Annotated in this window: 20 protein-coding genes; 6 read left to right on the top strand and 14 right to left on the bottom strand. The window is 66.6% G+C overall.

Annotated elements, in window-relative coordinates; translation table 11 throughout:
- Positions 1-3: 3 nt before the first annotated feature.
- The 3 genes from DDT93_RS24075 to DDT93_RS24065 form a co-directional block, all read right to left on the bottom strand.
- Positions 4-753, bottom strand: coding sequence for an HvfC/BufC N-terminal domain-containing protein (locus DDT93_RS24075; RefSeq protein ID WP_109468470.1), 750 nt, complete (start codon positions 751-753; stop codon positions 4-6).
- Complete coding sequence (gene bufB, locus DDT93_RS24070) at positions 750-1,604, bottom strand: MNIO family bufferin maturase (protein WP_109468469.1); 855 nt, start codon at positions 1,602-1,604, stop codon at positions 750-752. Before bufB ends, DDT93_RS24075 begins: the two co-directional genes overlap by 4 nt.
- A 73-nt stretch (positions 1,605-1,677) precedes the next feature.
- Entirely contained in the window at positions 1,678-1,980 is a 303-nt protein-coding gene (locus DDT93_RS24065; protein ID WP_109468468.1) for a BufA1 family periplasmic bufferin-type metallophore, read from the bottom strand.
- 463 nt (positions 1,981-2,443) lie between these two features.
- On the opposite strand from DDT93_RS24065, the gene dnaE reads away from it, so the two are divergent.
- The gene (gene dnaE / locus DDT93_RS24060; protein WP_109468467.1) at positions 2,444-6,082 is read left to right on the top strand and encodes a DNA polymerase III subunit alpha; all 3,639 of its coding nucleotides are present in this window, start codon (positions 2,444-2,446) and stop codon (positions 6,080-6,082) included.
- 101 nt (positions 6,083-6,183) lie between these two features.
- Here dnaE and DDT93_RS24055 read toward each other — a convergent pair whose 3' ends face one another.
- The 6 genes from DDT93_RS24055 to DDT93_RS24030 all read right to left on the bottom strand — a co-directional run bounded on the left by DDT93_RS24055 (position 6,184) and on the right by DDT93_RS24030 (position 12,645).
- Entirely contained in the window at positions 6,184-7,164 is a 981-nt protein-coding gene (locus tag DDT93_RS24055) for a 2-hydroxyacid dehydrogenase (RefSeq protein ID WP_109468466.1), read from the bottom strand.
- Positions 7,157-8,005, bottom strand: a complete 849-nt coding sequence (locus tag DDT93_RS24050; protein ID WP_109468465.1) for a fumarylacetoacetate hydrolase family protein — start codon at positions 8,003-8,005, stop codon at positions 7,157-7,159. The genes DDT93_RS24055 and DDT93_RS24050 overlap by 8 nt, the downstream gene beginning before the upstream one ends.
- A gap of 339 nt (positions 8,006-8,344) precedes the next feature.
- Positions 8,345-9,040, bottom strand: a complete 696-nt coding sequence (gene hisG, locus DDT93_RS24045) for an ATP phosphoribosyltransferase (RefSeq protein ID WP_109468464.1) — start codon at positions 9,038-9,040, stop codon at positions 8,345-8,347.
- The gene (locus DDT93_RS24040; RefSeq protein WP_109468463.1) at positions 9,037-10,122 is read right to left on the bottom strand and encodes an ATP phosphoribosyltransferase regulatory subunit; all 1,086 of its coding nucleotides are present in this window, start codon (positions 10,120-10,122) and stop codon (positions 9,037-9,039) included. The genes hisG and DDT93_RS24040 overlap by 4 nt, the downstream gene beginning before the upstream one ends.
- Positions 10,122-11,696 carry a histidine--tRNA ligase gene (gene hisS, locus DDT93_RS24035; protein ID WP_109468462.1) on the bottom strand — a complete coding sequence of 525 codons (1,575 nt, stop codon included), beginning with the start codon at positions 11,694-11,696 and terminating at the stop codon, positions 10,122-10,124. The genes DDT93_RS24040 and hisS overlap by 1 nt, the downstream gene beginning before the upstream one ends.
- Before the next feature lie 145 nt (positions 11,697-11,841).
- Complete coding sequence (locus DDT93_RS24030) at positions 11,842-12,645, bottom strand: crotonase/enoyl-CoA hydratase family protein (RefSeq protein ID WP_109468461.1); 804 nt, start codon at positions 12,643-12,645, stop codon at positions 11,842-11,844.
- A gap of 110 nt (positions 12,646-12,755) precedes the next feature.
- Here DDT93_RS24030 and DDT93_RS24025 point away from each other — a divergent pair, with 110 nt between their 5' ends.
- Positions 12,756-12,950: a SlyX family protein gene (locus DDT93_RS24025; protein ID WP_109468460.1), complete on the top strand. Its 195-nt coding sequence runs from the start codon at positions 12,756-12,758 to the stop codon at positions 12,948-12,950.
- 164 nt (positions 12,951-13,114) lie between these two features.
- On the opposite strand, the gene kynA is transcribed toward DDT93_RS24025, so the two are convergent.
- The 3 genes from kynA to DDT93_RS24010 form a co-directional block, all read right to left on the bottom strand.
- Positions 13,115-13,948: a tryptophan 2,3-dioxygenase gene (kynA, locus tag DDT93_RS24020; RefSeq protein WP_109468459.1), complete on the bottom strand. Its 834-nt coding sequence runs from the start codon at positions 13,946-13,948 to the stop codon at positions 13,115-13,117.
- Between the two features lie 27 nt (positions 13,949-13,975).
- Positions 13,976-15,169: a kynureninase gene (gene kynU, locus DDT93_RS24015; protein ID WP_109468458.1), complete on the bottom strand. Its 1,194-nt coding sequence runs from the start codon at positions 15,167-15,169 to the stop codon at positions 13,976-13,978.
- A gap of 75 nt (positions 15,170-15,244) precedes the next feature.
- The gene (locus DDT93_RS24010; protein ID WP_109468457.1) at positions 15,245-15,994 is read right to left on the bottom strand and encodes an SDR family NAD(P)-dependent oxidoreductase; all 750 of its coding nucleotides are present in this window, start codon (positions 15,992-15,994) and stop codon (positions 15,245-15,247) included.
- Positions 15,995-16,181: 187 nt separating this feature from the next.
- On the opposite strand from DDT93_RS24010, the gene DDT93_RS24005 reads away from it, so the two are divergent.
- The 3 genes from DDT93_RS24005 (at position 16,182) to DDT93_RS23995 (ending at position 19,794) form a co-directional block, all read left to right on the top strand.
- Positions 16,182-16,631, top strand: coding sequence for a methyltransferase family protein (locus DDT93_RS24005; RefSeq protein WP_109468533.1), 450 nt, complete (start codon positions 16,182-16,184; stop codon positions 16,629-16,631).
- Between the two features lie 126 nt (positions 16,632-16,757).
- Positions 16,758-18,332, top strand: a complete 1,575-nt coding sequence (locus DDT93_RS24000; RefSeq protein ID WP_109468456.1) for a Re/Si-specific NAD(P)(+) transhydrogenase subunit alpha — start codon at positions 16,758-16,760, stop codon at positions 18,330-18,332.
- A 13-nt stretch (positions 18,333-18,345) separates the two neighbouring features.
- Positions 18,346-19,794 carry an NAD(P)(+) transhydrogenase (Re/Si-specific) subunit beta gene (locus DDT93_RS23995; RefSeq protein WP_109468455.1) on the top strand — a complete coding sequence of 483 codons (1,449 nt, stop codon included), beginning with the start codon at positions 18,346-18,348 and terminating at the stop codon, positions 19,792-19,794.
- Positions 19,795-19,909: 115 nt separating this feature from the next.
- Here DDT93_RS23995 and DDT93_RS23990 read toward each other — a convergent pair whose 3' ends face one another.
- Positions 19,910-20,344, bottom strand: a complete 435-nt coding sequence (locus DDT93_RS23990; protein ID WP_109468454.1) for a DUF1489 family protein — start codon at positions 20,342-20,344, stop codon at positions 19,910-19,912.
- A 125-nt stretch (positions 20,345-20,469) separates the two neighbouring features.
- Here DDT93_RS23990 and DDT93_RS23985 point away from each other — a divergent pair, with 125 nt between their 5' ends.
- Positions 20,470-22,761: an adenosylcobalamin-dependent ribonucleoside-diphosphate reductase gene (locus DDT93_RS23985; RefSeq protein WP_109468453.1), complete on the top strand. Its 2,292-nt coding sequence runs from the start codon at positions 20,470-20,472 to the stop codon at positions 22,759-22,761.
- A 91-nt stretch (positions 22,762-22,852) separates the two neighbouring features.
- Here DDT93_RS23985 and DDT93_RS23980 read toward each other — a convergent pair whose 3' ends face one another.
- Positions 22,853-23,545, bottom strand: coding sequence for an FkbM family methyltransferase (locus tag DDT93_RS23980; RefSeq protein ID WP_109468452.1), 693 nt, complete (start codon positions 23,543-23,545; stop codon positions 22,853-22,855).
- Between the last annotated feature and the right edge of the window lie 84 nt (positions 23,546-23,629).

The raw sequence follows: 23,629 nt of genomic DNA, 5'->3' as shown, positions 1-23,629 counted from the left end.
GACTCAGGGCTCCCTCTCGATAGCGGTGATGGCGTTGCCCTGGATCAGCAGGGTCAGGCTGGGGCCGGGGTCGAACGGCTGGTCGGCCACGGCGTCCAGCGCCTCGCCGATCGTCATCCCCTCGGCCAGGGCGGCGATCCAGTCACCACCGCCGGGAGGGAGCGGCAGCGGCACCGGGTCGAACTCCGGTCGCGTGATCAGCACGTCCTGCGCCCCGGCCTCGGGGCGCGGCGCGCCGTCTTCCATGTTGTACCGCCAGATGGCGCAGACCGGGTGGTCCGACCGCAGCAGGCGCAGGGCGGGCGCAAGGCGCAGGCGGGCGGCCAGCAGCTCCTCGGGCGGGATCGTGGCCAGCAGGCCGGGGTCGATGGGGGCTGCATCCGCCGCGTGGTAGGACTGCCGGATCGCCAGCTCCAGCCGCGCGACATCGGGCAGGTAGGGCAGGTGGGCCAGTGCCTCCTGCCGGGCGATGAACTCCGGCAGACCCTCACCGTAGAGCATCAGCCGGGGCGAACTCGGCGGGTGCGCGCGCAGGAACAGCCGGGCCAGCTCGGCCATGTTCGCCTCGCCCAGCAGGCGGGTCAGCACGGGAAAGCCCGACTGCAGCGCCTCGATCAGCGACACGGTGACATTGTTGCGGTAGACGTCGAACCGGCGGCCCGCCGCGCGGTGCCCCCCGTCCTCCAGCCCCTCGGGGCGGGCGGCGCCCGGGTTCAGCAGCGCGGCTGCAAACCGGTCCTGCTCTGCCGTCATCGGGGCAGAACCGCCAGCGCCCGCGCGGCGCGCTGCGCCTCGTCGCACAGGACAGGCCATGCGGGGACGTCGTTGTCCCATTCCACCAGCACCGGGCGAGGCCCGCTGCGCGCCAGCGTGTGCTCCAGCAGGGTCCAGACCGGATCTGCCACCGCGCGCCCGTGGCTGTCGATCAGCAGCGGCGCGCCATGATCGTCGGCATCCTCGTCATGGCCGCCCACGTGGATCTCGCCCACGCTGTCCAGCGGAAAGGCATCCACGTAGTCCCGTGGCGCAAAGCCGAGGTTGGTGGCCGAGACAAAGACATTGTTCACATCCAGCAACAGGCCGCAGCCGGTGCGGCGCACCAGTTCGGCAAGGAACTCCGTCTCGGACCATGTGCTTTCGGCAAAGGCGAGGTAGCTCGACGGGTTTTCCAGCAGCATCCGCCGCCCCAGCCTGTCCTGCACCTCGTCGATATGGGCCGCGACGCGGGCAAGCGTTGCATCGGTATAGGGCAGCGGCAGAAGGTCGTTCAGGAAGGCGCCGTCATGCGTCGACCACGCCAGGTGCTCGGAAAAGCTCGCCGGGTTCAGCCAGTCGACAAGGTGCGCGAGCCGCGCGAGGTGGTCTTGGTCGAGCGGCCCGTCGCCGCCGATCGAGAGGCCGACCCCATGCACCGAAATCGGAAAGCGCTCGCTCAGCGCGCGCAGCTGCGCCAGCGGGCGGCCCCCGTCACCCATGTAGTTCTCGGCGTGGATCTCGAGCCAGCGCACCGGCGCCGGGTCCTGCATCACGTCGCTGAAATGCTGCGGCTTGTATCCGACGCCCGGGGCGGGCGGCAGGTTGCCGAGAGGTGTCTTGTCGAGCATGGCAGGTCCTCGCGCAACGTCCGGGGGCAAGGTAGGGCGGGCCGTCTTCACGCCCGCCCGATCCCGCCGGCCGTCAGGCCGGAAGGTCGCGTTCCAGCGGCGTCAGCGAACCCTTGCGGGCGCCGCCGTCCGCGCTGGCGGGAAGGCTCATTTCGGCGCAGGTGCCAACGTCGACCAGCTTCCAGGAGTTGCCCTGGTAGTCGACTTTCGAGGTGCCGGCGCAGGTGGTGCCGGGGCCGGCGGCACAGTCGTTCTGACCGGCCAGTGCGACACCGTAGCATTTTTCCTTGGATTGGGCCTCTGCCGTATTGGCAGTGGCGGTAAGGGCGGCGGCCACGGCGCCAGCGATGGCGAAGGTCTTTGCGGTGGTCGTCATGGGTGTCTGATCCTCCATTCGGGTAGGTGTTCCCAATGCTAGTCTAGCGCCCGTTGCCGTCAACGTCACGACCCCGTGACTCACGCCGCCGTCAGTCGGCGTGACCCTGCAACGCTGCGCAGCGGGCCGTTTCTCCCCATGATCCCGCGAATTGTTACAGAAAGCCCGCCGCGCGGGGGCGGCGGGCGGAAAGCGCAGTGCGGAATGTTACAACGCGCCGGGGGCAGGGGGCGCAGGTCGCCGGCCTGTAACAAACACGGGACAAGGCCCCGCCCGCCGGATCACAGCCGCTCGGCCAGCGCGGCGAGCCGGTCTGTCCTGGCCTCCCAGATGCGTCACTGGCGCGTCATCCAATCCTCGACCGGCGCCAGCGCCTCGGGGTGCAGGGCGCAGACCCCAAAATCCTCCCGCTCTCGGCGCGCCGCCAATTGCCGCCCCGCGCCCCGCCCGATAACCTCGGCGCATGAGCAGTTCCCCCCGATTCATTCACCTCCGCCTCCACACCGAATACTCGCTGCTGGAGGGCGCCGTCCGCCTCAAGAAGCTGCCGGGACTCTGCGAAGCCGCCGGCATGCCTGCGGTCGCCGTGACCGACACCAACAACATGTTCGCGGCGCTCGAGATGTCGGTGACGCTGAGCGGGGCAGGCATCCAGCCGATCCTCGGCTGTCAGATCGACGTGGCCTACGTCCAGTCGCAGCCGGGCGAACGCCCGCGCGACCCGGCGCCCGTCGTGCTGCTGGCCCAGTCCGAACGCGGCTACGAGAACCTGATGAAGCTCAACAGCTGCCTCTACGTCGACAAGGGCGGGCAGGCGCCGCAGGTCACGCTGGACGAGCTGGAGGCCCTCAGCGAGGGGCTGATCTGCCTGACCGGCGGCCCCCTCGGCCCGGTAGGGATGCTGCTGCAGACCGGCCACCGCGCCGAGGCCGAGGCACTGCTGAAACGCCTGCACGCCTGCTTCGGCGACCGCCTCTACATCGAACTGCAACGCCACCCCGGCGAAGACGGCGCGCCGACCGAGGCCGAGCGGCTGACCGAGCGCGGCCACGTGGAAATGGCCTATGCGATGGACATTCCGCTGGTCGCGACCAACGATGTCTACTTCCCCAAGTCCGACATGTACGAGGCGCACGACGCGCTGATCTGCATCGCCGAGGGCGCCTATGTCGACCAGCAGGACGCCCGCCGCCGCCTGACCGCGCAGCACTATTTCAAGTCGCCACAGGAAATGGCGGTGCTCTTCGCCGACCTGCCCGAGGCGCTGGAGAACACCATCGAGATCGCGAAACGCTGTGCCTTCATGGCCTACAAGCGCGCGCCGATCCTGCCCAAGTTCGCCGACGACGAGGTCGCCGAACTGCGCCGCATGGCCAACGAGGGGCTGCAGGCCCGCCTTGCCGTGATCCCCCATGCCGTTTCGGTCGAGGCGTACCAGGAACGTCTCGATTTCGAACTCGGCATCATCGAGGGCATGGGCTTCCCCGGCTACTTCCTGATCGTGGCCGACTTCATCCAGTGGTCCAAGGACAACAACATCCCCGTCGGCCCGGGCCGGGGCTCGGGCGCGGGCTCGCTGGTGGCCTATGCGCTTACCATCACCGACCTCGACCCGCTGCGCTACTCGCTGCTGTTCGAACGCTTCCTCAACCCCGAACGGGTCTCGATGCCCGACTTCGACATCGACTTCTGCATGGACCGGCGCGAGGAAACGATCCGCTACGTGCAGGAGAAGTACGGCCGCGACAAGGTGGGCCAGATCATCACCTTCGGTGCGCTGCTCTCAAAGGCCGCCGTGCGCGACATCGGCCGGGTGCTGCAGATGCCCTACGGCCAGGTCGACCGCCTGTCCAAGATGATTCCGGTCGAGGGGGTCAAGCCCGTCTCCATCGAAAAGGCGCTCAAGGACGAACCTCGCCTCAAGGAAGAGGCCCGCAACGAGGAGGTCGTCGCGCGCCTTCTCGATTACGGTATGCAGGTCGAGGGGCTGCTGCGGAACGCCTCCACCCACGCCGCGGGCGTGGTGATCGGCGACCGCCCGCTCGACGCGCTGGTGCCGCTCTACCAGGACCCGCGCTCCGACATGCCCGCCACCCAGTTCAACATGAAATGGGTGGAACAGGCGGGCCTGGTCAAGTTCGACTTCCTCGGCCTCAAGACCCTGACCGTCATTCAGAACGCCCTCGACCTGATCCTCAAGTCGGGCCGCCAGCTTCATATCGCCGCCGACGGGACCGAACTCTACGAACCAGCCCCCGGCGCCGAGAACCAGATGAACCTCATCCCGCTGGATGACGAGCGCACCTACAAGCTCTACGCCTCGGCCAAGACGGTGGCGGTGTTCCAGGTGGAAAGCTCGGGCATGATGGATGCGCTCAAGCGCATGAAGCCCACCTGCATCGAGGACATCGTGGCCCTCGTGGCGCTCTACCGTCCCGGCCCGATGGAGAATATCCCGACCTACTGCGAGGTGAAGAACGGGCAGAAGGAACTGGAATCGGTCCACCCCTCGATCGACCATATCCTCGCCGAGACGCAGGGCATCATCGTCTACCAGGAACAGGTGATGCAGATCGCGCAGGTCATGGCGGGCTACAGCTTGGGCGGCGCCGACCTGCTGCGTCGCGCGATGGGGAAAAAGATCAAGGAGGCGATGGACGCCGAACGTCCCAAGTTCGAGGAGGGCGCTGCCAAGAACGGTGTCGACAAGAAGAAGGCCTCCGAGGTCTTTGACCTGCTCGAGAAATTCGCCAACTACGGCTTCAACAAATCCCACGCCGCGGCCTACGCGGTGGTCAGTTACCAGACCGCCTGGCTCAAGGCGAACCACCCGGTCGAGTTCATGGCCGGGGTGATGAACTGCGATATCCATCTCACCGACAAGCTTGCGATCTACTTCGAGGAGGTCCGCAAGGGGCTCGACCTGCCGTGGACGCCGCCCTGCGTGAACCGCTCCGAGGCGACCTTCGACGTGCAGGACGGCAAACTGGTCTACGCCCTCGGCGCGCTCAAGAACGTCGGCCTCGAAGCCATGCGCATCATCACCGACGCCCGCAAGGGCATCACGCCCCAGACCTCAGCCTCCGCCCCGGCCAACGCGCCGGGACCCCAGAGCCACACGTCAGCCTCCGTCCCGGCCAACGCGCCGGGACCCCGCGCCACCGAGACACCGGGGCAAACCCAGGGAGGGCAGGACCGACCCTTCGTCACGCTCTTCGACCTCGCCCGCCGCGCCGACCTCAAGAAGGTCGGCAAGCGCCCGATGGAGATGCTGGCCCGGGCCGGGGCCTTCGACGCGCTGGACGGCAACCGCCGCCGGGTCTTCGACAGTCTCGATGCACTGGTCGCCTATTCCGCCGCCATCCACGAACAAAAGGCCTCGGCCCAGGTCTCGCTCTTCGGCGAGGCGGGCGAGGATCTGCCCGAACCGCGCCTTGCCGCCGGGCCCGACTGGCTGCCCGCCGAGCGGCTGTCGGAAGAGTTCAAGGCCATCGGCTTCTATCTCTCCGGCCACCCGCTCGACGACTACATGACCGCGCTGCGGCGCAAGGGCGTGCTGACGCTGGACGAACTGACCGAAAAGGCCCAGCAGGGGCCGCTGGTCGCCAAGCTCGCCGGTGTCGTTGCAGGGCGGCAGGAACGCAAGTCGGCGCGCGGCAACCGCTTCGCCTTCTGCCAGATGAGTGACACCACCGGCGCCTACGAGGTCACGCTCTTCTCGGAAACGCTGGAGAAATCGCGCGAATTCCTTGAAACCGGCGCCAAGGTGGTGGTGACGGTCGAGGCCACGATGGAAAGCGACCAGCTCAAGCTGCTGGGTCGTGGCGTCGGCCCGGTCGACATGGCGGTCGCCGCCGCCGGCAGCCGGGGCCTGCGCATCTTCATCGAGGAAACCGGGGCGGTCGACACCGTCGCGGCGGTGCTGGAAGAGGCCAAGTCGGCGGCGCGAGCCGCGGCCCGTGGCCCGGTGCAGCTCTGCCTGCTCGACCCCGGCCTGCCGGGCGAGGTCGAACTCGACCTCGGTCAGGATTTCGCCATCAACCCCGAGGTAAAGGGCGCGCTCAAGAGCCTCGACGGCGTGATGACGGTCGAGGAACTCTAGGTCGCGCGTCAGGTTTGTGCGTACCTCAGAAAACAAGATGAGCGGACCAGCCGCTCATCTTTTCTCTCCAAATACTCAAATCCAGAGCGTTCCGCCCGCGCTCAGCCCGCCGCCCTGGCGTTCATCTCCCGGCATTCGGGAACCGGCGTCAGCACGGTGCCGTCCTTGAGGAACTGCACGAGGTTGTCGCAGGCGAGGTCGCCCATGGCGCGGCGCGTCTCTTCCGAGGCGCTGCCGATATGGGGCTGCAGCGTCACGTTCTCCATCGCGAACAGCGCCTCGGGCACCTGCGGTTCGTTCTCGAAAACGTCGAGACCGGCGCCGCCCAGACGGCCGTCCTGCAGCGCAGCGACCAGTGCCTCCTCGTCCACCACGGTCCCGCGCGAGACGTTGACGAGGATCCCCTCGGGCCCCAGCGCCTCGATCACCTCGGCGTTGACGAGGTGCCGCGTTGCCGGGCCGCCGGGGGTGATGCAGATCAGCACCTCACTCTCGCGGGCCATCTCGGTCAGGTCGGCAAAGTACTCGTAGGGCAGGTCGCGGGCGCTGCGCGCGTGGTAGAGGATGCGCGCGCCGAAGACCGGCAGGCGCGCGGCGATCGCCTGACCGATGCGGCCCATGCCGATGATGCCCACCGTGCGCCCCTGCGTGCCGCGCGTAAGGGCAGGGTTGCCCTCGCTGGCCCAGCGGCCCGCGCGCACGTAGGCGTCATAGGCGGCAAGCTTGCGCGAGGTGGCGAGCCACAGCAGGATCGCGGTATTCGCCACCTCGTCGTTCAGCACGTCCGGCGTATGCGAGATCAGGATGCCGCGCGCCACCGCGCGGGGCGTATCCACCGCGTCGTAGCCGACCCCGTAGTTCGAGATCACCCTGAGGTTCGGCAGCCGGTCCATAACATCGCCCGGCAGACCGGCGCCACCGTAGACGGTCACCGCCACGATCTTCGGCCCCACCTCGGCGAAGAAGCTCTCGCGCTCCGCCTCGGACGGCAGGCCGTGGACGGTAAAGTCCTCGGCCATGCGGTCGCGCATGTAGGGGGTGGCCGAGCCGATGAGCAGGAGGTCGGGTTTCGCGTCAGTCATCCGCTTTCACTTTCTGGGTCTGGGTGCCGAGCCCGACGATGGTCAGGGTCATCACGTCGCCGTCCTTGAGGTAGACCGGCGTGGGTTTCATGCCCATGGCCACGCCCGGGGGCGTGCCGGTGGCGATCACGTCGCCCGGGTGCAGGGTGAACAGCTGCGACAGGTGCGAGATGATTTCGGCCACCGAAAAGATCATCTTGCCGGTGTGCCCGGTCTGCCGGCGCGCGCCGTTCACGTCCAGCGTCAGTTCAAGATCCTGCGGATCGGCAACCTCGTCGCGCGTCACCAGCCAGGGGCCGATGGGTCCGAAGGTGTCGCAGGACTTGCCCTTGGTCCACTGCCCGGTCAGCCCGCTCTGGAAGTGCCGCTCCGAGACGTCGTTCACCACGCAATAGCCCGCGACATGGTCCAGCGCCTCTGCCTCCGAGACGTATTTGGCCGCCTTGCCGATCACCACGCCCAGTTCAATCTCGTAGTCCGTGGTTTCCGAGCCGCGCGGCATCACCACGGTGTCGTCGGGGCCGACGATGGCCGAGTTGGCCTTCATGAAGAGGATCGGATGCGCCGGTTCGGCCATGCCGGTCTCGGCCGCGTGGTCCGAGTAGTTCAGGCCGATGCACATGAACTTGCCGATGCCGCCGACGCAGGGGCCCATGCGCGGCGCGCCGGCAACCGCGGGCAGGCTGGCCGGGTCGATGGCGCGGAGCCGGGCAAGGCTCTCGTCCGAAAGCATCGCGCCCGAGATGTCGGCGACCTCGCCGGACAGGTCGCGCAGTTGGCCCTGCGCATCGATCAGGCCCGGCTTTTCGCTGCCGCTGTCGCCGTAACGCACGAGTTTCATGGTGGTGTTCTCCCCGTTTCGCTGTTGCCGCGGGCAGCGTGCCCGCAACCTTTGCCGATGGGGTAATGGAAGGCGCGGCAAATGGCCAGCCGCCGTGCCGGGGGCCGGAACGAAAGAATGCCGCGGCAGAGCCGCGGCATTCCTCGTGAGTGGCAACACTTCCTTCGAGGCGCGCCGGTGAAATTCCCGGACGACAGCGTCAAGTGGACGGGGCCGAAGCCCCGAAAGGGGGACATGCTCGCTGCCTGCCTCACCTACTTAAACGCAGGCTCCGTCCGCATTCCGTCGAAAACAGTCGGAAAAAAGAATCTAGTTTTTTCAACAGCTTGTCAGATTTATTCAGGAAGCCCCGATTTTTTCCAGCAAGATCGACAGCGCTTTCTGGTCTTCTTCCGGGTAGGGCGCGACCCGGCTGCGCCAGAGCGTCGCCTGGCTCTTCAGGATCAGCCCGTCGGCCAGCAGCTTGAGATGGTTGGCACGCAGCGTCTCGCCGGTCGAGGTGATATCGGCGATCATCTCGGCGGTCTCGTTCTTCACCGTGCCCTCGGTCGCACCCTGGCTGTCGACCAGCGCGTAGTCGGCAACGCCGGCCTCGCGCAGGAACTCGCGCACCAGTCGGTGGTATTTGGTCGCGATGCGCAGGCGGAACCCGTGGTGCGCGCGAAAGGCCGAGGCGGCGGCGTCGAGATCGTCGAGCGTGTCGACGTCCACCCAGAACTGGGGCACCGCGAGGATCAGGTCGGCATGGCCAAAGCCCAGCGGCGCGATTTCCTGCACCTGGCTGTTCCACAGCGGCAGCTTCTCGTGCACGAGGTCGGTGCCGGTGACGCCGAGGTGAATGCGCCCGGCCGCCAGCTCGCGCGGGACCTCGCCCGCCGAGAGCAGCACGAGGGCAACGCCCTGCACCCCGTCGACCGCGCCCGCGTATTCGCGGTCCGACCCGGTCCGCGTAAGGGTCACGCCGCGCTTCTCGAACCACGAGAAGGTCTTTTCCATCAGCCGGCCCTTGGAGGGGACACCGAGTTTCAGCGTCATGCCATCGCCTCCAGTTCCAGCATCAGCCCGGGGCGCAGCACGCCGCCCACCGCCGGGATCTCGGCGTTGCGGCCAAGGTGCCGGGTCAGGGCGTCATAGCGCCCGCCGGTGGCCACCGGCGGCTGGTTCGGCATCCGCTCGGCGTAGAAGCCGAAGACGAAGCCGTCGTAATACTCCATCGAGGTCCGCCCGTAGTTGGCCTCGAAGTCCAGCTGCTCGACGTCGATGCCGTGGGCGGCCAAGGCGTCGATGCGCGCCTGCAGCCGGTCCAGCGCCGGGGTGATCGAGGGCAGATCGACGGCGATGTCGCGCAACTGCTCCAGCGCATAGGGCGCGGTCTCGCGCACCTTCAGCAGTGCCGCGAGGGCCGAGAGTTCCTGGCCGTCGAGGGCAGGGGCCTCGGCATCGGCGCGCAGGGCGGCGATGCGCTGTTCGACCTCGTCGCGGCTGCGCATTCCGATCTCGGGGGAGGTGCCGGCAAAGGGCTCGGCAGCGGCCAGCAGCGCCGTGCGGCTGGGCGGCGGCGGGGTCTTGCCCGAAAAGCGGTCCAGCAGGGCACGGAACCGGCGCGGCCGCCAGATGTGGCGCATCAGCGCCGCGCGCCGTGCCTCGGTGGTCGAGAGGCCGCGCACGGCGGCCATCAGGATGCCGATATCGCCGGTGGCCGCGCGCAGGTTGAGCGGCGCCAGCACCTCGGCGAAAAGGGCAAAGACCTCGGCATCGGCGCCCGCCGGATCGGTGCGGTCGAAGACCTCGTAACCGACCTGGATGTACTCGTTGGCGCGGTCCGGATCATGCTCCTGCCGCCGGAACACCTCGCCCGAGTAGGTATAGCGCGCGGGCTCCGCGCCCTGCGCCATGTGCATCTGCACCACCGGCACGGTGAAGTCGGGGCGCAGCACCTGCTCGCCCCGCAGCGCGTCCGAGGTCAGGTAGGCCCGCGCCCGGATGTCCTCGCCGTAGAGGTCCAGCAGCGTCTCGGCCGGTTGCAGCACCGGCGTCTCGACGGGCACGGCGCCCGCCCGCTCGAAGCGGTCGCGCAGGGCAGCCGCCCGCGCGAGGATGTCTGCGCGTGTCGGCATCAGTCCGGATCCGCCTGCGTGGCAAGGATCTCGTGCACTTTCGCCACCAGCTCGTCCCGCGCCACCTCGAACTGCGAGGGGCGTTCCTTCCACTCTTCCAGCGTCGCGTTCTCGGCGATCTTGGCACCGAGGATCAGGTCCTTGATCTGCACCACGCCGCGCGCCTTCTCCTCGCCGCCCTCGATGACGGCAATCGGGCTGTTGCGCTTGTCGGCATACTTCAACTGGTTGCCAAAGTTCTTCGGATTGCCAAGGTAGACCTCGGCCCGGATGCCCGCATTGCGCAGCTCTGCCACCATCGCCTGGTAATCGGCCATGCGGTCGCGATCCATCACGGTCACGACGACCGGGCCATGATCCACGGCAGTGATCCGCCCCTTCTCGCGCAGCGCCGCCAGCAGGCGGTCCACCCCGATCGAGATGCCCGTCGCCGGGACCGACTGGCCGGTGAAACGCTTCACCAGGTCATCATAGCGTCCGCCGCCCGCGACCGAGCCGAACTGCCGCTTGCGGCCCTTCTCGTCGAGGATCTCGAAGGTCAGCTCGGCCTCGAAGACCGGCCCGGTGTAATAGCCAAGGCCCCGCACCACCGAGGGGTCGATGACGATCCGGTCCGGGCCATAGCCCTGAGATTCAAGAAGCGCTACGATTTGTTCAAGTTCTTCGACACCCTCTCGCCCGACCGCTGACATATCAAGAATGTCGCGGAGACGCAGGAGAGTTTCTTTGTTATTCTCACCCCGAGCTTGCAGGAAGTTGACGAAGCCTTTGGCCATGTAGTCGGAAAGGTTAACACCGTCGATAAAGGCGCCAGAAGCATCGTGCCGGCCACCCGTCAGCAAGTGCATTACGCCTTCGGCTCCAACTTTGTCGAACTTATCGAGCTGGCGAAATATCGCATCGGTTACTTCACGATGTTCTATCAAACCCTTCAGTTCGTGGTTTCGGTATTCTTGGAGATCGTCCGAAGACATCGCGTCAATGTCGTATCTTTCAGTTCCTCTCGTAACGGAGGTAAGGATTCCGTTCAGCACCTTGCGGTTGTTCACCCGGATCAGGTAGTCGCCGCGCTCGATCCCGACCGCCTCGAAGGTATCGGCCAGCATCGCGCAGATCTCTGCATCCGCCGCCATGCTGGCGGTGCCCACGGTGTCGGCGTCGCACTGGTAGAACTGGCGGAACCGCCCCGGTCCCGGCTTCTCGTTGCGCCAGACCGGGCCCATCGCGTAACGCCGGTAGGGGTTCGGCAGGTCGTTGCGGTGCTGGGCATAGACCCGCGCCAGCGGCGCCGTCATGTCATAGCGCAGCGCCAGCCAGTCGCCCTTGCCGTCGTCTTCGGCTTCCTGCCAGGCGAACACGCCCTCGTTCGGACGGTCCACGTCGGGCAGGAACTTGCCCAGGGCCTCGACCGTCTCCACCGCCGAACTCTCCAGCGCGTCAAAGCCGTAACGATGATACACCCCGGCAATCTGGCGCAGCATCTCGGCGCGCTGAGTGACCTCGGCGCCAAAATAGTCGCGGAACCCTTTGGGCGTCTCTGCCTTGGGGCGGGGGGATTTCTTGTCCTTGGCCATGGGATGTCCCTGGAGTGTGCATACGCGGCGGGTCCTAGCCCAACCCATGCCGGGGGGCAAGCAAGCAGCGGGGGGCAGGGCAGGCTGCATCCCGCATCTTCTCTTCCCAAATACTCGAATCCCGTCCTCTGCCACGGGCGCGGGCTCAGATCGAGGTAAAATCCCCGCCGCGGCCCTTGCCCCCGGCAAAGCGCGCCGCGCCCGCGCGCCCCTCGGCGGCAAAGGTCCCGGCCGAGCGCCATTCCCGGCGCAGCGCCGCCGCGAGGTCCGCCGGTGCCATCCGGGCCGAGAGGTGATCGGCCCGCATGCAGGCCTGCGGGAACCGCGCGAGGTCCGCCGCCAGCGCCTGCGCGGTGGCCAGCGCCTCTCCCGCGGGGCAGGTGCGGTCGGCAAATCCGAGCGTGTGCGCCTCCGCCGCACCGACCGCGCGCCCGGTCAGGATCAGGTCGTTGGCGCGCCCCTGCCCCAGCAGGCGGGGCAGGCGCACGGTGCCGCCGTCGATCAGCGGCACGCCCCAGCGGCGGCAGAACACGCCGGTCACCGCCCCGTCGGCCATCACCCGCAAGTCGCACCAGGCCGCCAGCTCCATGCCGCCCGCCACCGCTGGTCCCTCGATGGCGGCGATAACCGGCTTGGAGAGCATCAGCCGCGAGGGGCCCATCGGCCCCGGGCGCGGGTCACCCATCGGGTCGCTCCAGCCCTCGGGAATGTCGAGCCCGGCAATCCACGCATCCGCGCTGCCGCTGCCCGCGGCCTTAAGGTCGAACCCGGCGCAGAAATATCCGCCGCGCCCGGTCAGGACAGCGATCGAGGCGCTCTCGTCCGCCTCGAAGGCGAGGAAGGCCTTGTATAGCGCCCGCGCGGTCTCGGGGTTCACGGCGTTGCGCGCGCCGGGCCGGTCGATGGCGACTGTGACGACGGGGCCGTCGCGGTCGATGATGATGCTCATGATGTCTCCTCCCGTCCTCACACTGGGGCCGGGGCCGCGCAGCGCGCAAGCGCCTTGGCGCGGTGACGTCACGGCGCTATGTGGGGGCCAGCTTGGCAAGGAGGCCCGACATGGAACGGCTCGAAGAACAGCTGGCCCACCTGACCCGCATGGTCGATGACCTGAACGAGGTCGTGGTGCGCCAGCAGAAGGAGATCGACCGGCTGACTCACCGGGTCGAGATGCTGTGGCAGCGCGAGGCCGAACGCGAGGCGGAGGGCAGCGGCGGCGTGGTCATCGGCGACGAGCGGCCGCCGCACTACTGAGCGTTCGCTCTGCTAACACTCTGTAAAACGTCGCGAATCTTGAATGTTTCGCGCGCGAAACAAAATTCCGGCAAGTCCTTGATAAGCCGAAGGGCCCGATCCGCGGATCGCAGAATTCTTCGCAGAATTTTGCCAAGACTTTTCAGAAAGTCTTGGCGCCTTGCTCAGAGCTTGGTCCTGAGGTGCCAGAGCTCGGGGAACAGTTCCACCTCCAGCATCCGCTTGAGGTAGGTCACCCCGCCGGTCCCGCCGGTGCCGCGCTTGAACCCGATGACGCGTTCCACCGTGGTCACGTGGTTGAAGCGCCAGCGGCGGAAGTAATCCTCGAGGTCCACCAGCTTCTCGGCCAGTTCGTAGAGCGCCCAGTGCTTCTGCGGCGCGCGGTAGACTTCGATCCACGCCTCTGCGACCGCGTCGTTTTCCTCGTGCGGGCGTCCCGGCTCGCGGCGCAGGGCGCTGTCGGGCAGGGGAATCTCGGCATGCAGGGCGCGCAGCGCGACATCGTAGAGCGAGGGCCGCTCGAGTTCCGCCTGCAACAGCTTCATCAGGTCGGGCCGGTGCTCGTGCGGCTTGAGCATCGAGAGGTTTCGGTTGCCGAGGATGAACTCGATCATCCGGTATTGGTGCGACTGGAACCCAGAGCTCTGGCCAAGCGTCGCGCGGAAAGTCGTGTAGTCCGACGGCGTCATGGTGCGCAGAACGTCCCAGGCCCCGTTCAACTGGTCGAAGATCCGGCTCACCCGGGTCAGCATCTTGAAGGCCGGGCGCATGTCCGCGCTTTGCAGCGTCTCGCGCGCGGCGCTCAGTTCGTGGATGGCAAGGCGCATCCACAGTTCCGAGGTCTGGTGCTGGATGATGAACAGCAGTTCGTCATGCGCCTGCGAGATCGGCGCTTGCGCGTCGAGGATCTTGGTCAGCTGCAGGTAGTCGCCGTAGGACATCCGCCCGTCGAACGACATCTGGGCGCCTTCGGAGGAGGGGTCGTAGGGGTCGGTCATCTCTGGTCTTTCGCTGGGCGGGAGCGGTCAGGTCACCGCGTTGCGGGTCTTGTATTCGTCGCGGTCCCAGAGCCGGTCGTTCATGACCTCGGCATAGATCGCGACGGCGGCGTCCACGTCGGCCTCGTCGATGTAGAGCGGGGTGAAGCCAAAGCGCATGATGTCAGGCGCGCGGAAGTCACCGACGACACCGCGCGCGATCAGCGCCTGCATGGCGGCGTAGCCGTGCTCGAACCGGAAGGAAATCTGGCTGCCGCGGACAGAGGCGTCGCGCGGGCTGGCGAGCTCCAGCATCGGGCAGGCGGCTTCGACCCCGGCGATGAACTGCTCGGACAGGGCGATGGCCTTGGCGCGCACGTCGGCCATGTCGACCATGTCCCAGATGTCGAGCGCGCATTCGAGCGAGGTCATCTGGATGACCGGCGGGGTGCCCACGCGCATCCGCTCGACCCCGGCACCGGCGCGGTAGTCGAGGTCGAAGTCGAAGGGCGCGGCATGGCCGAGCCAGCCCGAGAGGGCAGGGAGCGCGCGGCCCGCGTGGCGCGGCGCAACATAGATGAAGGCCGGGGCGCCGGGGCCGCCGTTCAGGTACTTGTAGGTGCAGCCGACGGCAAAATCGGCCTTGGCCCCGGCAAGGTCCACCGGGACCGCGCCTGCGGAGTGGGCAAGGTCCCAGACCGTGACGGCGCCGACCGCATGGGCCTTGGCGGTGAGGGCGGCCATGTCGTGCTTGCGACCGGTGCGGTAATCGACCTCGGTGATCATGGTCACCGCGATCTCCTCGGTGATGCTGGCCTCGACCTCCTCGGGGGCGACGACGCGCAGCTCGTAGCCCTGGCCCAGCATCTGGGTGAGGCCCTGTGCGATGTAGAGGTCGGAGGGGAAGTTGCCGTTGTCCGAGAGGATCACCCGGCGCTCCGGGTTCATGGCGAGAGCCGAGGCGAGGGCCTGGTAGACCTTGATCGACAGGGTGTCGCCGGTGGCGACATGGCCGGGCTCGGCCCCGATCAGCCGCGCGATGCGGTCGCCGATGCGCATGGGCTGGGCCATCCATCCGGCCTTGTTCCAGCCGGTGATCAGCATCTCGCCCCATTCGGCGGTCATCATCTGGGCGATGCGTGCCGGTGCCGCCTTGGGCAGCGGCCCCAGCGAGTTGCCGTCGAGGTAGATCACCCCCTCGGGCAGTTGGAACATGGCCTTGGTCGCGGCGAAATCGGTCATTGCGGCCTCGCAGATGCTTTAAACTTAAAGCATCTGCTATCCGCTAAACCGCGACCTGTCCAGCTTTGTCTGCGCTCACATCTGCCCGCCGGCCACTTCCAGCGTCTGGCCGTTCACGCTCTGCGATCCCGGACCCACGAGGTACATCGCGGCGGCGGCGATCTCGAAGGGTTCGATCAGCCGCTTGTGGCGGTTGGCGTTGACCATGACGTCCATCGCCGCCGCCTCGCTGATCCCGGCGCGTTGCGAGATGCTGTCGACGTTGCGGGTGACGATCGGGGTGTCCACGTAGCCCGGGCAGATGGCGTTGAAGGTGATGGGCTTGCCGAGGTAGTCCTCGGCGAGGGAGCGGGTCAGGCCGATCAGGCCGTGCTTGGAGGCCGAGTAGGCCGCCGCGCCCTGCAGGCCCTTGACCCCTGCGATCGACGACATGGTGATCACGCGGCCCCAGTCGGTCCCGCGCATGGACTGGAGGCATTCGCGGATCGTCAGGAAGGCGCCGTCGAGATTGGTCGCCATCATGTTGCGCCAGAAGTCCAGCGAGGTCTTGTGCACCGCCTTGCCCTCGGCGATGCCCGCGTTGGCGACGCAGATCTGGATCGGCCCTCGGGCGGCAACGGCGGCGGCCACGGTGTCGATGATCTCCTGTTCGTTGCGCACGTCCATCGCCATGCCGGTCATGCCGGGCCCCGCGACCTCGTCCAGCACCTCCTGCCGGCGCCCGGTGATGGTGACCTGCGCGCCCGCCTCGGCAAAGGCCTGCGCGATGGCAAGGCCGATCCCGGTGCCCCCGCCGGTGATGAAGGCGTGTTTTCCGTCCAGCATTTTCTGCTCCTCCTCGATGTGTCGCGTGGAGGCTATCCGCTTTTGCTGGCGGCGCAACCGGGCGCGAAAGTGACCCTGCGGCGGGGTGCCGCGTTTCATCGGCAAAACGCCGAATGTCTTTGGCTGCAGACTTGGTAAACTACTGCGCGGAGCCGTTCGCTGGGAGAGCGGTGCATTGGATGTCTGGATGAGATGGATCGACATTCCCCCGGTCTGGCTGGCGGCGGCGCTGGTGCTGGCGTGGCTGCAGTCGCGCTATCTCTCCGCCGGGCTGACCTTTGGCGGGGGCTGGGCGGACCTCGTGGGCGGACTGCTGGTCGGGGGCGGGGTGCTGCTGATGGTGCTGGCCCTGTCGGAGTTCCGCCGCTGGCGTACCACGGTGCACCCGCACGGCAGGCCGGTGGCGCTGATCCAGTCGGGGATCTTCAGCCGGTCGCGCAACCCGATCTACCTTGGCGACGCGATGGTCCTGACCGGTCTCGTGCTGGCCTGGGACGCGGTGCTGTCGCTGCCGCTGGTCCCGGTCTTCGTCTGGCTGATCGAGCGCCGGTTCATCCTGCCCGAGGAGGATCGGCTGCGTCGGACCTTCCGCGCCGACTTTGCGCGCTACGAACGAAAAGTGCGCCGTTGGCTCTGAAACGTTTTCAAAAATTACCCGCGCATTGCGAAGCCACGCTTGCGGATTTCGCACCTGCACGGTACTTGAGTTGTCGAATGCCGGCCCAACTGTTCCGTGGGGTCAAGACATGAGGGGATCAATTCTGTGAAAATAGGAACACCCAAGGAAATTTTCGACGGTGAGAACCGTGTGGCCATGACGCCTGACAGCGCCACGGCGTTGAAAAAACTTGGTCATGAATGCGTTATCGAGGCAGGCGCCGGCCTGCGGGCAGGCTTCCTGGACGAAGCCTATGCCGCTGCCGGGGTCGAGGTCGTGGCCGATGCAAAGGCGCTGTTCGCGGCTGCCGACGTCATCGCCAAGGTGCGTCCGCCGAGCGATGCCGAGGTCGCCATGCTGCGCCCCGACCAGACGTTGATCTCGTTCTTCTACCCCGGCTCGAACGAAGAGCTGATGAAAAAAGCGGCAGATACCGGTGCCACCGTCATCGCGATGGACATGGTGCCGAGGATTTCGCGCGCGCAGAAAATGGACGCGCTGTCGTCCATGGCCAACATCGCCGGTTACCGCGCGGTGATCGAGGCGGGCAACAACTTTGGCCGCTTCTTCACCGGGCAGGTGACGGCAGCGGGCAAGGTGCCCCCGGCCAAGGTGCTGATCGTCGGCGCCGGCGTGGCCGGTCTGGCCGCCATCGGGACCTCGACCTCGCTGGGTGCGATCACCTATGCCTTCGACGTGCGGCCCGAAGTGGCCGAGCAGATCGAATCCATGGGCGCCGAGTTCGTCTACCTGGACTTCACCGAAGCCCAGACCGACGGCGCGGCGACGGGCGGCTATGCAGCCCCCTCGAGCCCCGAGTTCCGTGAAGCGCAGCTGAAGAAGTTCCGCGAACTGGCGCCGGACATCGACATCGTCATCACCACCGCCCTGATCCCGAACCGGCCCGCGCCGGTGCTGTGGACCAAGGACATGGTCGAGCTGATGAAACCCGGTTCGGTCATCATCGACCTTGCCGCCGAGCGTGGCGGCAACTGCGAGCTGACCAAGCCCGACGAGAAAATCGTTTCGGACAATGGGGTTACCATCGTCGGTTACACCGATTTCCCGTCGCGGATGGCGACCCAGAGCTCGACGCTCTACGCCACCAACATCCGTCACATGATGACGGACCTTACGCCCGAGAAAGACGGCGTCATCAACCACAACATGGAAGATGACGTGATCCGCGGCGCGACCATCACGCACGAGAAGGCCGTGACCTTCCCGCCGCCGCCGCCGAAGATTCAGGCCATCGCGGCGCAGAAACCGAAGGAGAAGGCCAAGGAGCTGACTCCCGAGGAGCGCAAGGCAGCAGAGATCGCGGCGTTCAAGGCGCAGACCAAGAGCCAGGTGACCCTGCTGGCGGTCGGCACCATCGTCATGCTGCTGATCGGCATCTATGCCCCGGCCAGCTTCATGAGCCACTTCATCGTCTTCGCGCTTGCCTGCTTCGTTGGCTTCCAGGTGATCTGGAGCGTCAGCCACTCGCTGCATACGCCGCTGATGGCGGTGACCAACGCCATCTCGGGGATCGTGATCCTCGGGGCGCTGCTGCAGGTCGGGTCGGGCAACTGGCTGGTTGTCATCCTGAGCTTCATCTCGGTCCTGATCGCATCCATCAACATCGTTGGCGGCTTCCTGGTTACGCGCCGGATGCTGGCCATGTTCCAGAAATCCTGAGGGGGCCCAACAGATGTTCTCTATCGGAGTGACCTCCGCGGCCTACATCGCCGCATCCGTTCTCTTCATCCTGTCGCTGGGCGGCCTGTCGAACCAGGAGAGCGCCAAGCGCGCTGTCTGGTACGGCATCGTCGGCATGGCGATTGCAGTCATCGCGACGGTCTTCGGGCCGGGCGTCTACAACGTGTTCCTGATCCTCATCGCCGTGGCGGCGGGGGCCTTTGCGGGCTACTACCTCGCCGGCAAGGTGCAGATGACGGAAATGCCCCAGCTGGTGGCAGCGCTGCACTCCTTCGTGGGTCTGGCAGCGGTCTTCATCGGCCTGAACGCCGACATGATGCTGTCGACCGTGATGGACATGAAAGCCTCGGGCGTCGAGGAACATGCGGCCCATCTCACCGGCTTCGGTGAGAAGCTGTGGCACAAGGATGCCGTGGAAATCGCGATCCTGAAGGTCGAGGTGTTCCTTGGTATCTTCATCGGTGCGGTGACCTTCACCGGCTCCGTCATTGCCTTTGGCAAGCTGGCGGGCAAGGTCGACGGCAAGCCCAAGCAGCTGCCGGGCGGGCATATCCTGAACGCCGCGGCGCTGGCGGCCTGTGTCGTGCTGGGCCTGATGTACATGTCGGGCTCGGGCATCTGGACCATGGTTCTGGTGACGCTGATCGCCGGCTTCATCGGCTGGCACCTGATCATGGGCATCGGCGGCGCCGACATGCCGGTGGTGGTGTCGATGCTGAACAGCTACTCGGGCTGGGCGGCCGCGGCCATCGGCTTTACCCTTGGCAACGACCTGCTGATCGTGACCGGTGCGCTGGTGGGTTCTTCGGGTGCGATCCTGTCCTACATCATGTGCAAGGCGATGAACCGCAAGTTCATCAACGTGATCCTGGGCGGCTTTGGCGGCACCACCGGGCCTGCGGCGGACATCGAGGGCGAGATGATCGCCATCGAGGCCGACGGCGTGGCGGGTGCGCTGAACGATGCCGACAGCGTCATCATCGTTCCGGGCTACGGTATGGCCGTGGCGCAGGCGCAGCAGGCGGTCAGCGAACTGACCAAGAAGCTGCGCGCGCGGGGCAAGGACGTGCGGTTCGCCATTCACCCGGTCGCCGGGCGTCTGCCGGGCCACATGAACGTGCTGCTGGCCGAGGCCAAGGTGCCCTATGACATCGTGCTGGAGATGGACGAGATCAACGACGACTTCCCGAGCACCGACGTGGTGATCGTGATCGGCTCGAACGACATCGTGAACCCGGCGGCGCAGGACGATCCGAACTCGCCCATCGCAGGGATGCCGGTTCTGGAAGTCTGGAAAGCCAAGCAGGTCTTCGTCTCGAAGCGGGGGCAGGGCACCGGCTACTCGGGCATCGAGAACCCGCTGTTCTTCAAGGAGAACACCCGGATGTTCTACGGCGACGCCAAGGCCTCGCTGGACAAGCTGCTGCCGATGATCGACTGATCTTCGCGTCAGGCAAAAGACAGATGGCGGGGCCGACGGCTCCGCCATTTTCGTTTGGGGGGAAGCAAAATTCTTGCAAGAATTTTGCCAAGCGTTTTCGAAAACGCTTGGGCGCCTAGATCACGCCGATGTCGGCAAGGGCCTGGCTGAGTTCCGGCGGCAGCGCGTCCTCGTTGCGGCGCCCCTTGGGCAGATCGGGCGGGGCGTCCGTGGGGGCGAGGTAGCGCCAGCCCTGGAAGGGGCGCTTCTGGGCAGTGGCGGTCAGGTGGATCTCGGGGTCGATCACGATGGCGCAGCGGCGGATGCCGTCTTCGCCGGTCATCTCGTCGAAGCGGACGATCCGCTGGCGGCACTGGATCAGCCCCTTGATCACCCAGTAGATCGAGCCGCCCGCGAGGATTTCGTCCTCGCGCTTGGGCCACATCCGGGTGACGTGGCGGTTCAGCCCGTCCTTGTAGACGGTGCGCCGCCGCATCTCCTGCCAGGCGGCGAGATCGTCGACGCTGTCGGTGCCGACCGACAGCTTGATCAGGTTCACGAATTTATCCACAGAGTCGTCCCCAGCTACCGCCTATATGGTAGTCCAATTGTTACAGTCTGCAAGCTGTAGTGGACGGCGTTTGGGTTCTCGGCTAATGTGGGTCCTCCCCACTGAATTAACCTTACAGGTCCGTCATGACACGCTTTGCCGCTCCGATCGCCGAGCAAATCTGGGATATGAAATACCGCTTCAAGCAGGCGGATGGTGCCCCGGTCGACCTGAGCGTGGAAGACACCTGGCGCCGGATCGCGCGTGATCTCGCCAAGGTCGAGGCGGAGCCGGCGAAGTGGGAAGAGACCTTCTACGAGGCGCTGTCGGATTTCAAATACCTGCCCGCCGGGCGGATCGTCGCCGGTGCCGGGACCGCGCGGCAGGTGACGCTGTTCAACTGCTTTGTGATGGGCACCATCCCGGACAGCATGGGCGGTATCTTCGACATGCTGAAAGAGGCCGCGCTGACCATGCAGCAGGGCGGGGGGATCGGCTACGATTTCTCGACCATCCGTCCGCGCGGGGCCTCGGTCTCGGGCGTGGCGGCGGATGCCTCGGGCCCGCTGTCGTTCATGGACGTCTGGGACGCCATGTGCCGCACGATCATGAGCGCGGGCTCGCGCCGGGGCGCGATGATGGCGACGATGCGCTGCGACCACCCGGACGTGGAGCAGTTCATCACCGCCAAGTCCGAGGCGGCGCGGCTGCGCATGTTCAACCTCTCGGTGCTGGTGACCGATGCCTTCATGGAGGCGGTGAAGGCGGACGGTCCGTGGGATCTGAAGTTCGACGGCAAGGTCTATCACACCGTTCAGGCGCGCGACCTCTGGAACAAGATCATGCGCTCGACCTATGATTATGCCGAGCCGGGCGTGATCTTCATCGACCGCATCAACCAGGCCAACAACCTGAGCTATTGCGAGACCATCGCGGCGACCAATCCCTGCGGCGAGCAACCCCTGCCGCCCTATGGCGCCTGCCTGCTGGGCTCGATCAACCTTGCCCGTCTGGTTACCGATCCGTTCGGCGAGGCGGCGGCGCTGGACGAGGCGGAGCTTTCGAAGCTGGTCGCGACCGCCGTGCGGATGATGGACAACGTCGTCGATGCCTCGAAATTCCCGCTGCCGCAGCAGCTGGCCGAGGCGCAGGCCAAGCGCCGCATCGGGCTGGGCGTCACCGGTCTGGCCGACGCGCTGCTGATGCTGGGCCTGCGCTATGGCTCGGACGAGGCGGCGGCGCAGACCGAGGACTGGCTGCACGCCATCGCGCGGGCGTCCTACCTCGCGTCGGTGGAGCTGGCCAAGGAGAAGGGCGCCTTTCCGCTGTTCGACGTGGAGGGCTACCTGGCCTCCGGCACCATGCGGGCGATGGACGAGGACGTGCGCGACGCGATCCGCGAACATGGCATCCGCAATGCGCTGCTGACCTCGATCGCACCGACCGGGACCATCTCGCTCTATGCCGGGAACGTCTCGTCGGGGATCGAGCCGGTGTTCGCCTATGCCTATACCCGCAAGGTGTTGCAGAAGGACGGCTCGCGCACCGAGGAAGAGGTGGTCGACTACGCGGTCAAGCTGTATCGCGACAAGTTCGGCGAGGCCGAGTTGCCCGACTACTTCGTGAACGCGCAGACGCTGGCCCCGTTGGAGCACGTCAAGATGCAGGCGGCGGCGCAGAAGTGGATCGACAGCTCGATCTCGAAGACCATCAACTGCCCCGAGGACATCTCCTTCGAGGACTTCAAGGACGTCTACATGGCGGCCTGGGATTCGGGCTGCAAGGGCTGCACCACCTACCGCCCGAACGACGTGACCGGCTCGGTCCTGAGCGTGTCGGAGCCGGAGAAGACGGCGACCCCCGAGGTCGTGGCGCTGAACGGCGAAGACCCGCAGATGCCCCACGGCGACGTCATCTACATGGCCGATCCGCTGGACCGCCCGCAGGCGCTGGAAGGCAATACCTACAAGCTGAAGTGGCCTGACAGCGAACACGCCATCTACCTGACGATCAACGATATCGTCATCAATGGCCGTCGCCGTCCCTTCGAGATCTTCATCAACTCCAAGAACATGGAGCATTTCGCCTGGACCGTGGCGCTGACCCGGATGATCAGCGCGGTGTTCCGGCGCGGCGGCGACGTGTCCTTCGTGGTGGAAGAACTCAAGGCCGTCTTCGACCCGCGCGGCGGTGCATGGATGCAGGGCAAGTACATCCCCTCGATCCTTGCCGCCATCGGCGGGGTGATCGAGAAGCACCTGATCGCCATCGGTTTCCTCGAGGGCGAGGGCATGGGGCTGAAATCGGACCCGCAGGCCGAGGTGGTCAACATGAACGGCCGCCGCGGCAAGGCCTGCCCCTCGTGCGGGCAATACGAGATGCGGATGGTCGAGGGCTGCATGACGTGTGCGAGTTGCGGCCACTCCAAGTGCGGCTGACAGGCGGGGCGGGGGGCTGACCCCCACTCCCTCCGGCAAGACCTTCGGACCGTACCGGACTCCCCGGTGCGGTCCGCTTGAGTCTTGGGGGTCAGTTGATGCCGTCGCGGCGCAGGGTGGGGGTGTCGATCTCGCGGGCGAAGATGGCGTTGCAGAACCAGATGCCCTTCAGGTCCTGCCTGGTCCGGTTCACCCGGCGGACCGGTTCGACGAGGTCGTAGAGCCGGTAGTTGAAGGGGTGCAGGAAGTGGATGAAGCGCTCGAGGTGGACGTGGAAGCGGTTGTCGAGGTTGGTGGCGCATTCGACCTGCAGGTAGGCGATCCGCCCCTCGCGGAGCATTCCGGCGAAGCCGAGCAGCACGTCGAGGTCGTAGCCCTCGGCGTCGATCTTGAGGAAGTCGATCCTCTCGACGCCCTGCGCGCGGCAATAGTCGTCGCCGGTCAGGATATCGACCTCGATTTCGTTGGCGGCGCCCTCGGCCCCCTCGGCGATGCGCTGGTTGCCGGTGTCCTGCCCTGAGGTGAAGCGCGCGCGGCCGCTGCGCGAGGCGAGGGCGGTCTGGCGGGGGAAGGCGTGCGGGTCGTCCCCGATCTGCCGGGTGAGCCTGGCGAAGGTCTCGGGCGCGGGTTCGAAGCAGTGGATCGGCGCCTCGGCCAGCAGGGCGCGCAGGCGGAGGTAGGACTGGCCGCGGTTGGCGCCGACGTCGAAGACGGCGTTGCGGCCGAAATCGTCCTGTGCCTTGCGTGCATCGGTGAAGAGCTTTGCGAGGGGCCCCTTGGTCATTCTCTGCGATCTCGTTCCTGGGCCTGACGTCGGCCTGCGTTGCTGTGCGCGACGCTTTCAGATTTGCCGGTGGGGTTCAAGGAC

The sequence above is a fragment of the Albibacillus kandeliae genome, from assembly GCF_003116585.1.
Taxonomy (GTDB): Bacteria; Pseudomonadota; Alphaproteobacteria; order Rhodobacterales; family Rhodobacteraceae; genus Albibacillus; species Albibacillus kandeliae.
Note: the sequence above shows the minus strand (reverse complement) of the source record. Positions and strands in the feature narration are given on the sequence as shown.

Coding starts and splice junctions, on each gene's coding strand:
- DDT93_RS24075 (WP_109468470.1), bottom strand. CDS start 753: ATGACGGCAGAGCAGGACCGGTTTGCAGCCGCGCTGCTGAACCCGGGC.
- bufB (WP_109468469.1), bottom strand. CDS start 1,604: ATGCTCGACAAGACACCTCTCGGCAACCTGCCGCCCGCCCCGGGCGTC.
- DDT93_RS24065 (WP_109468468.1), bottom strand. CDS start 1,980: ATGACGACCACCGCAAAGACCTTCGCCATCGCTGGCGCCGTGGCCGCC.
- dnaE (WP_109468467.1), top strand. CDS start 2,444: ATGAGCAGTTCCCCCCGATTCATTCACCTCCGCCTCCACACCGAATAC.
- DDT93_RS24055 (WP_109468466.1), bottom strand. CDS start 7,164: ATGACTGACGCGAAACCCGACCTCCTGCTCATCGGCTCGGCCACCCCC.
- DDT93_RS24050 (WP_109468465.1), bottom strand. CDS start 8,005: ATGAAACTCGTGCGTTACGGCGACAGCGGCAGCGAAAAGCCGGGCCTG.
- hisG (WP_109468464.1), bottom strand. CDS start 9,040: ATGACGCTGAAACTCGGTGTCCCCTCCAAGGGCCGGCTGATGGAAAAG.
- DDT93_RS24040 (WP_109468463.1), bottom strand. CDS start 10,122: ATGCCGACACGCGCAGACATCCTCGCGCGGGCGGCTGCCCTGCGCGAC.
- hisS (WP_109468462.1), bottom strand. CDS start 11,696: ATGGCCAAGGACAAGAAATCCCCCCGCCCCAAGGCAGAGACGCCCAAA.
- DDT93_RS24030 (WP_109468461.1), bottom strand. CDS start 12,645: ATGAGCATCATCATCGACCGCGACGGCCCCGTCGTCACAGTCGCCATC.
- DDT93_RS24025 (WP_109468460.1), top strand. CDS start 12,756: ATGGAACGGCTCGAAGAACAGCTGGCCCACCTGACCCGCATGGTCGAT.
- kynA (WP_109468459.1), bottom strand. CDS start 13,948: ATGACCGACCCCTACGACCCCTCCTCCGAAGGCGCCCAGATGTCGTTC.
- kynU (WP_109468458.1), bottom strand. CDS start 15,169: ATGACCGATTTCGCCGCGACCAAGGCCATGTTCCAACTGCCCGAGGGG.
- DDT93_RS24010 (WP_109468457.1), bottom strand. CDS start 15,994: ATGCTGGACGGAAAACACGCCTTCATCACCGGCGGGGGCACCGGGATC.
- DDT93_RS24005 (WP_109468533.1), top strand. CDS start 16,182: ATGAGATGGATCGACATTCCCCCGGTCTGGCTGGCGGCGGCGCTGGTG.
- DDT93_RS23995 (WP_109468455.1), top strand. CDS start 18,346: ATGTTCTCTATCGGAGTGACCTCCGCGGCCTACATCGCCGCATCCGTT.
- DDT93_RS23985 (WP_109468453.1), top strand. CDS start 20,470: ATGACACGCTTTGCCGCTCCGATCGCCGAGCAAATCTGGGATATGAAA.
- DDT93_RS23980 (WP_109468452.1), bottom strand. CDS start 23,545: ATGACCAAGGGGCCCCTCGCAAAGCTCTTCACCGATGCACGCAAGGCA.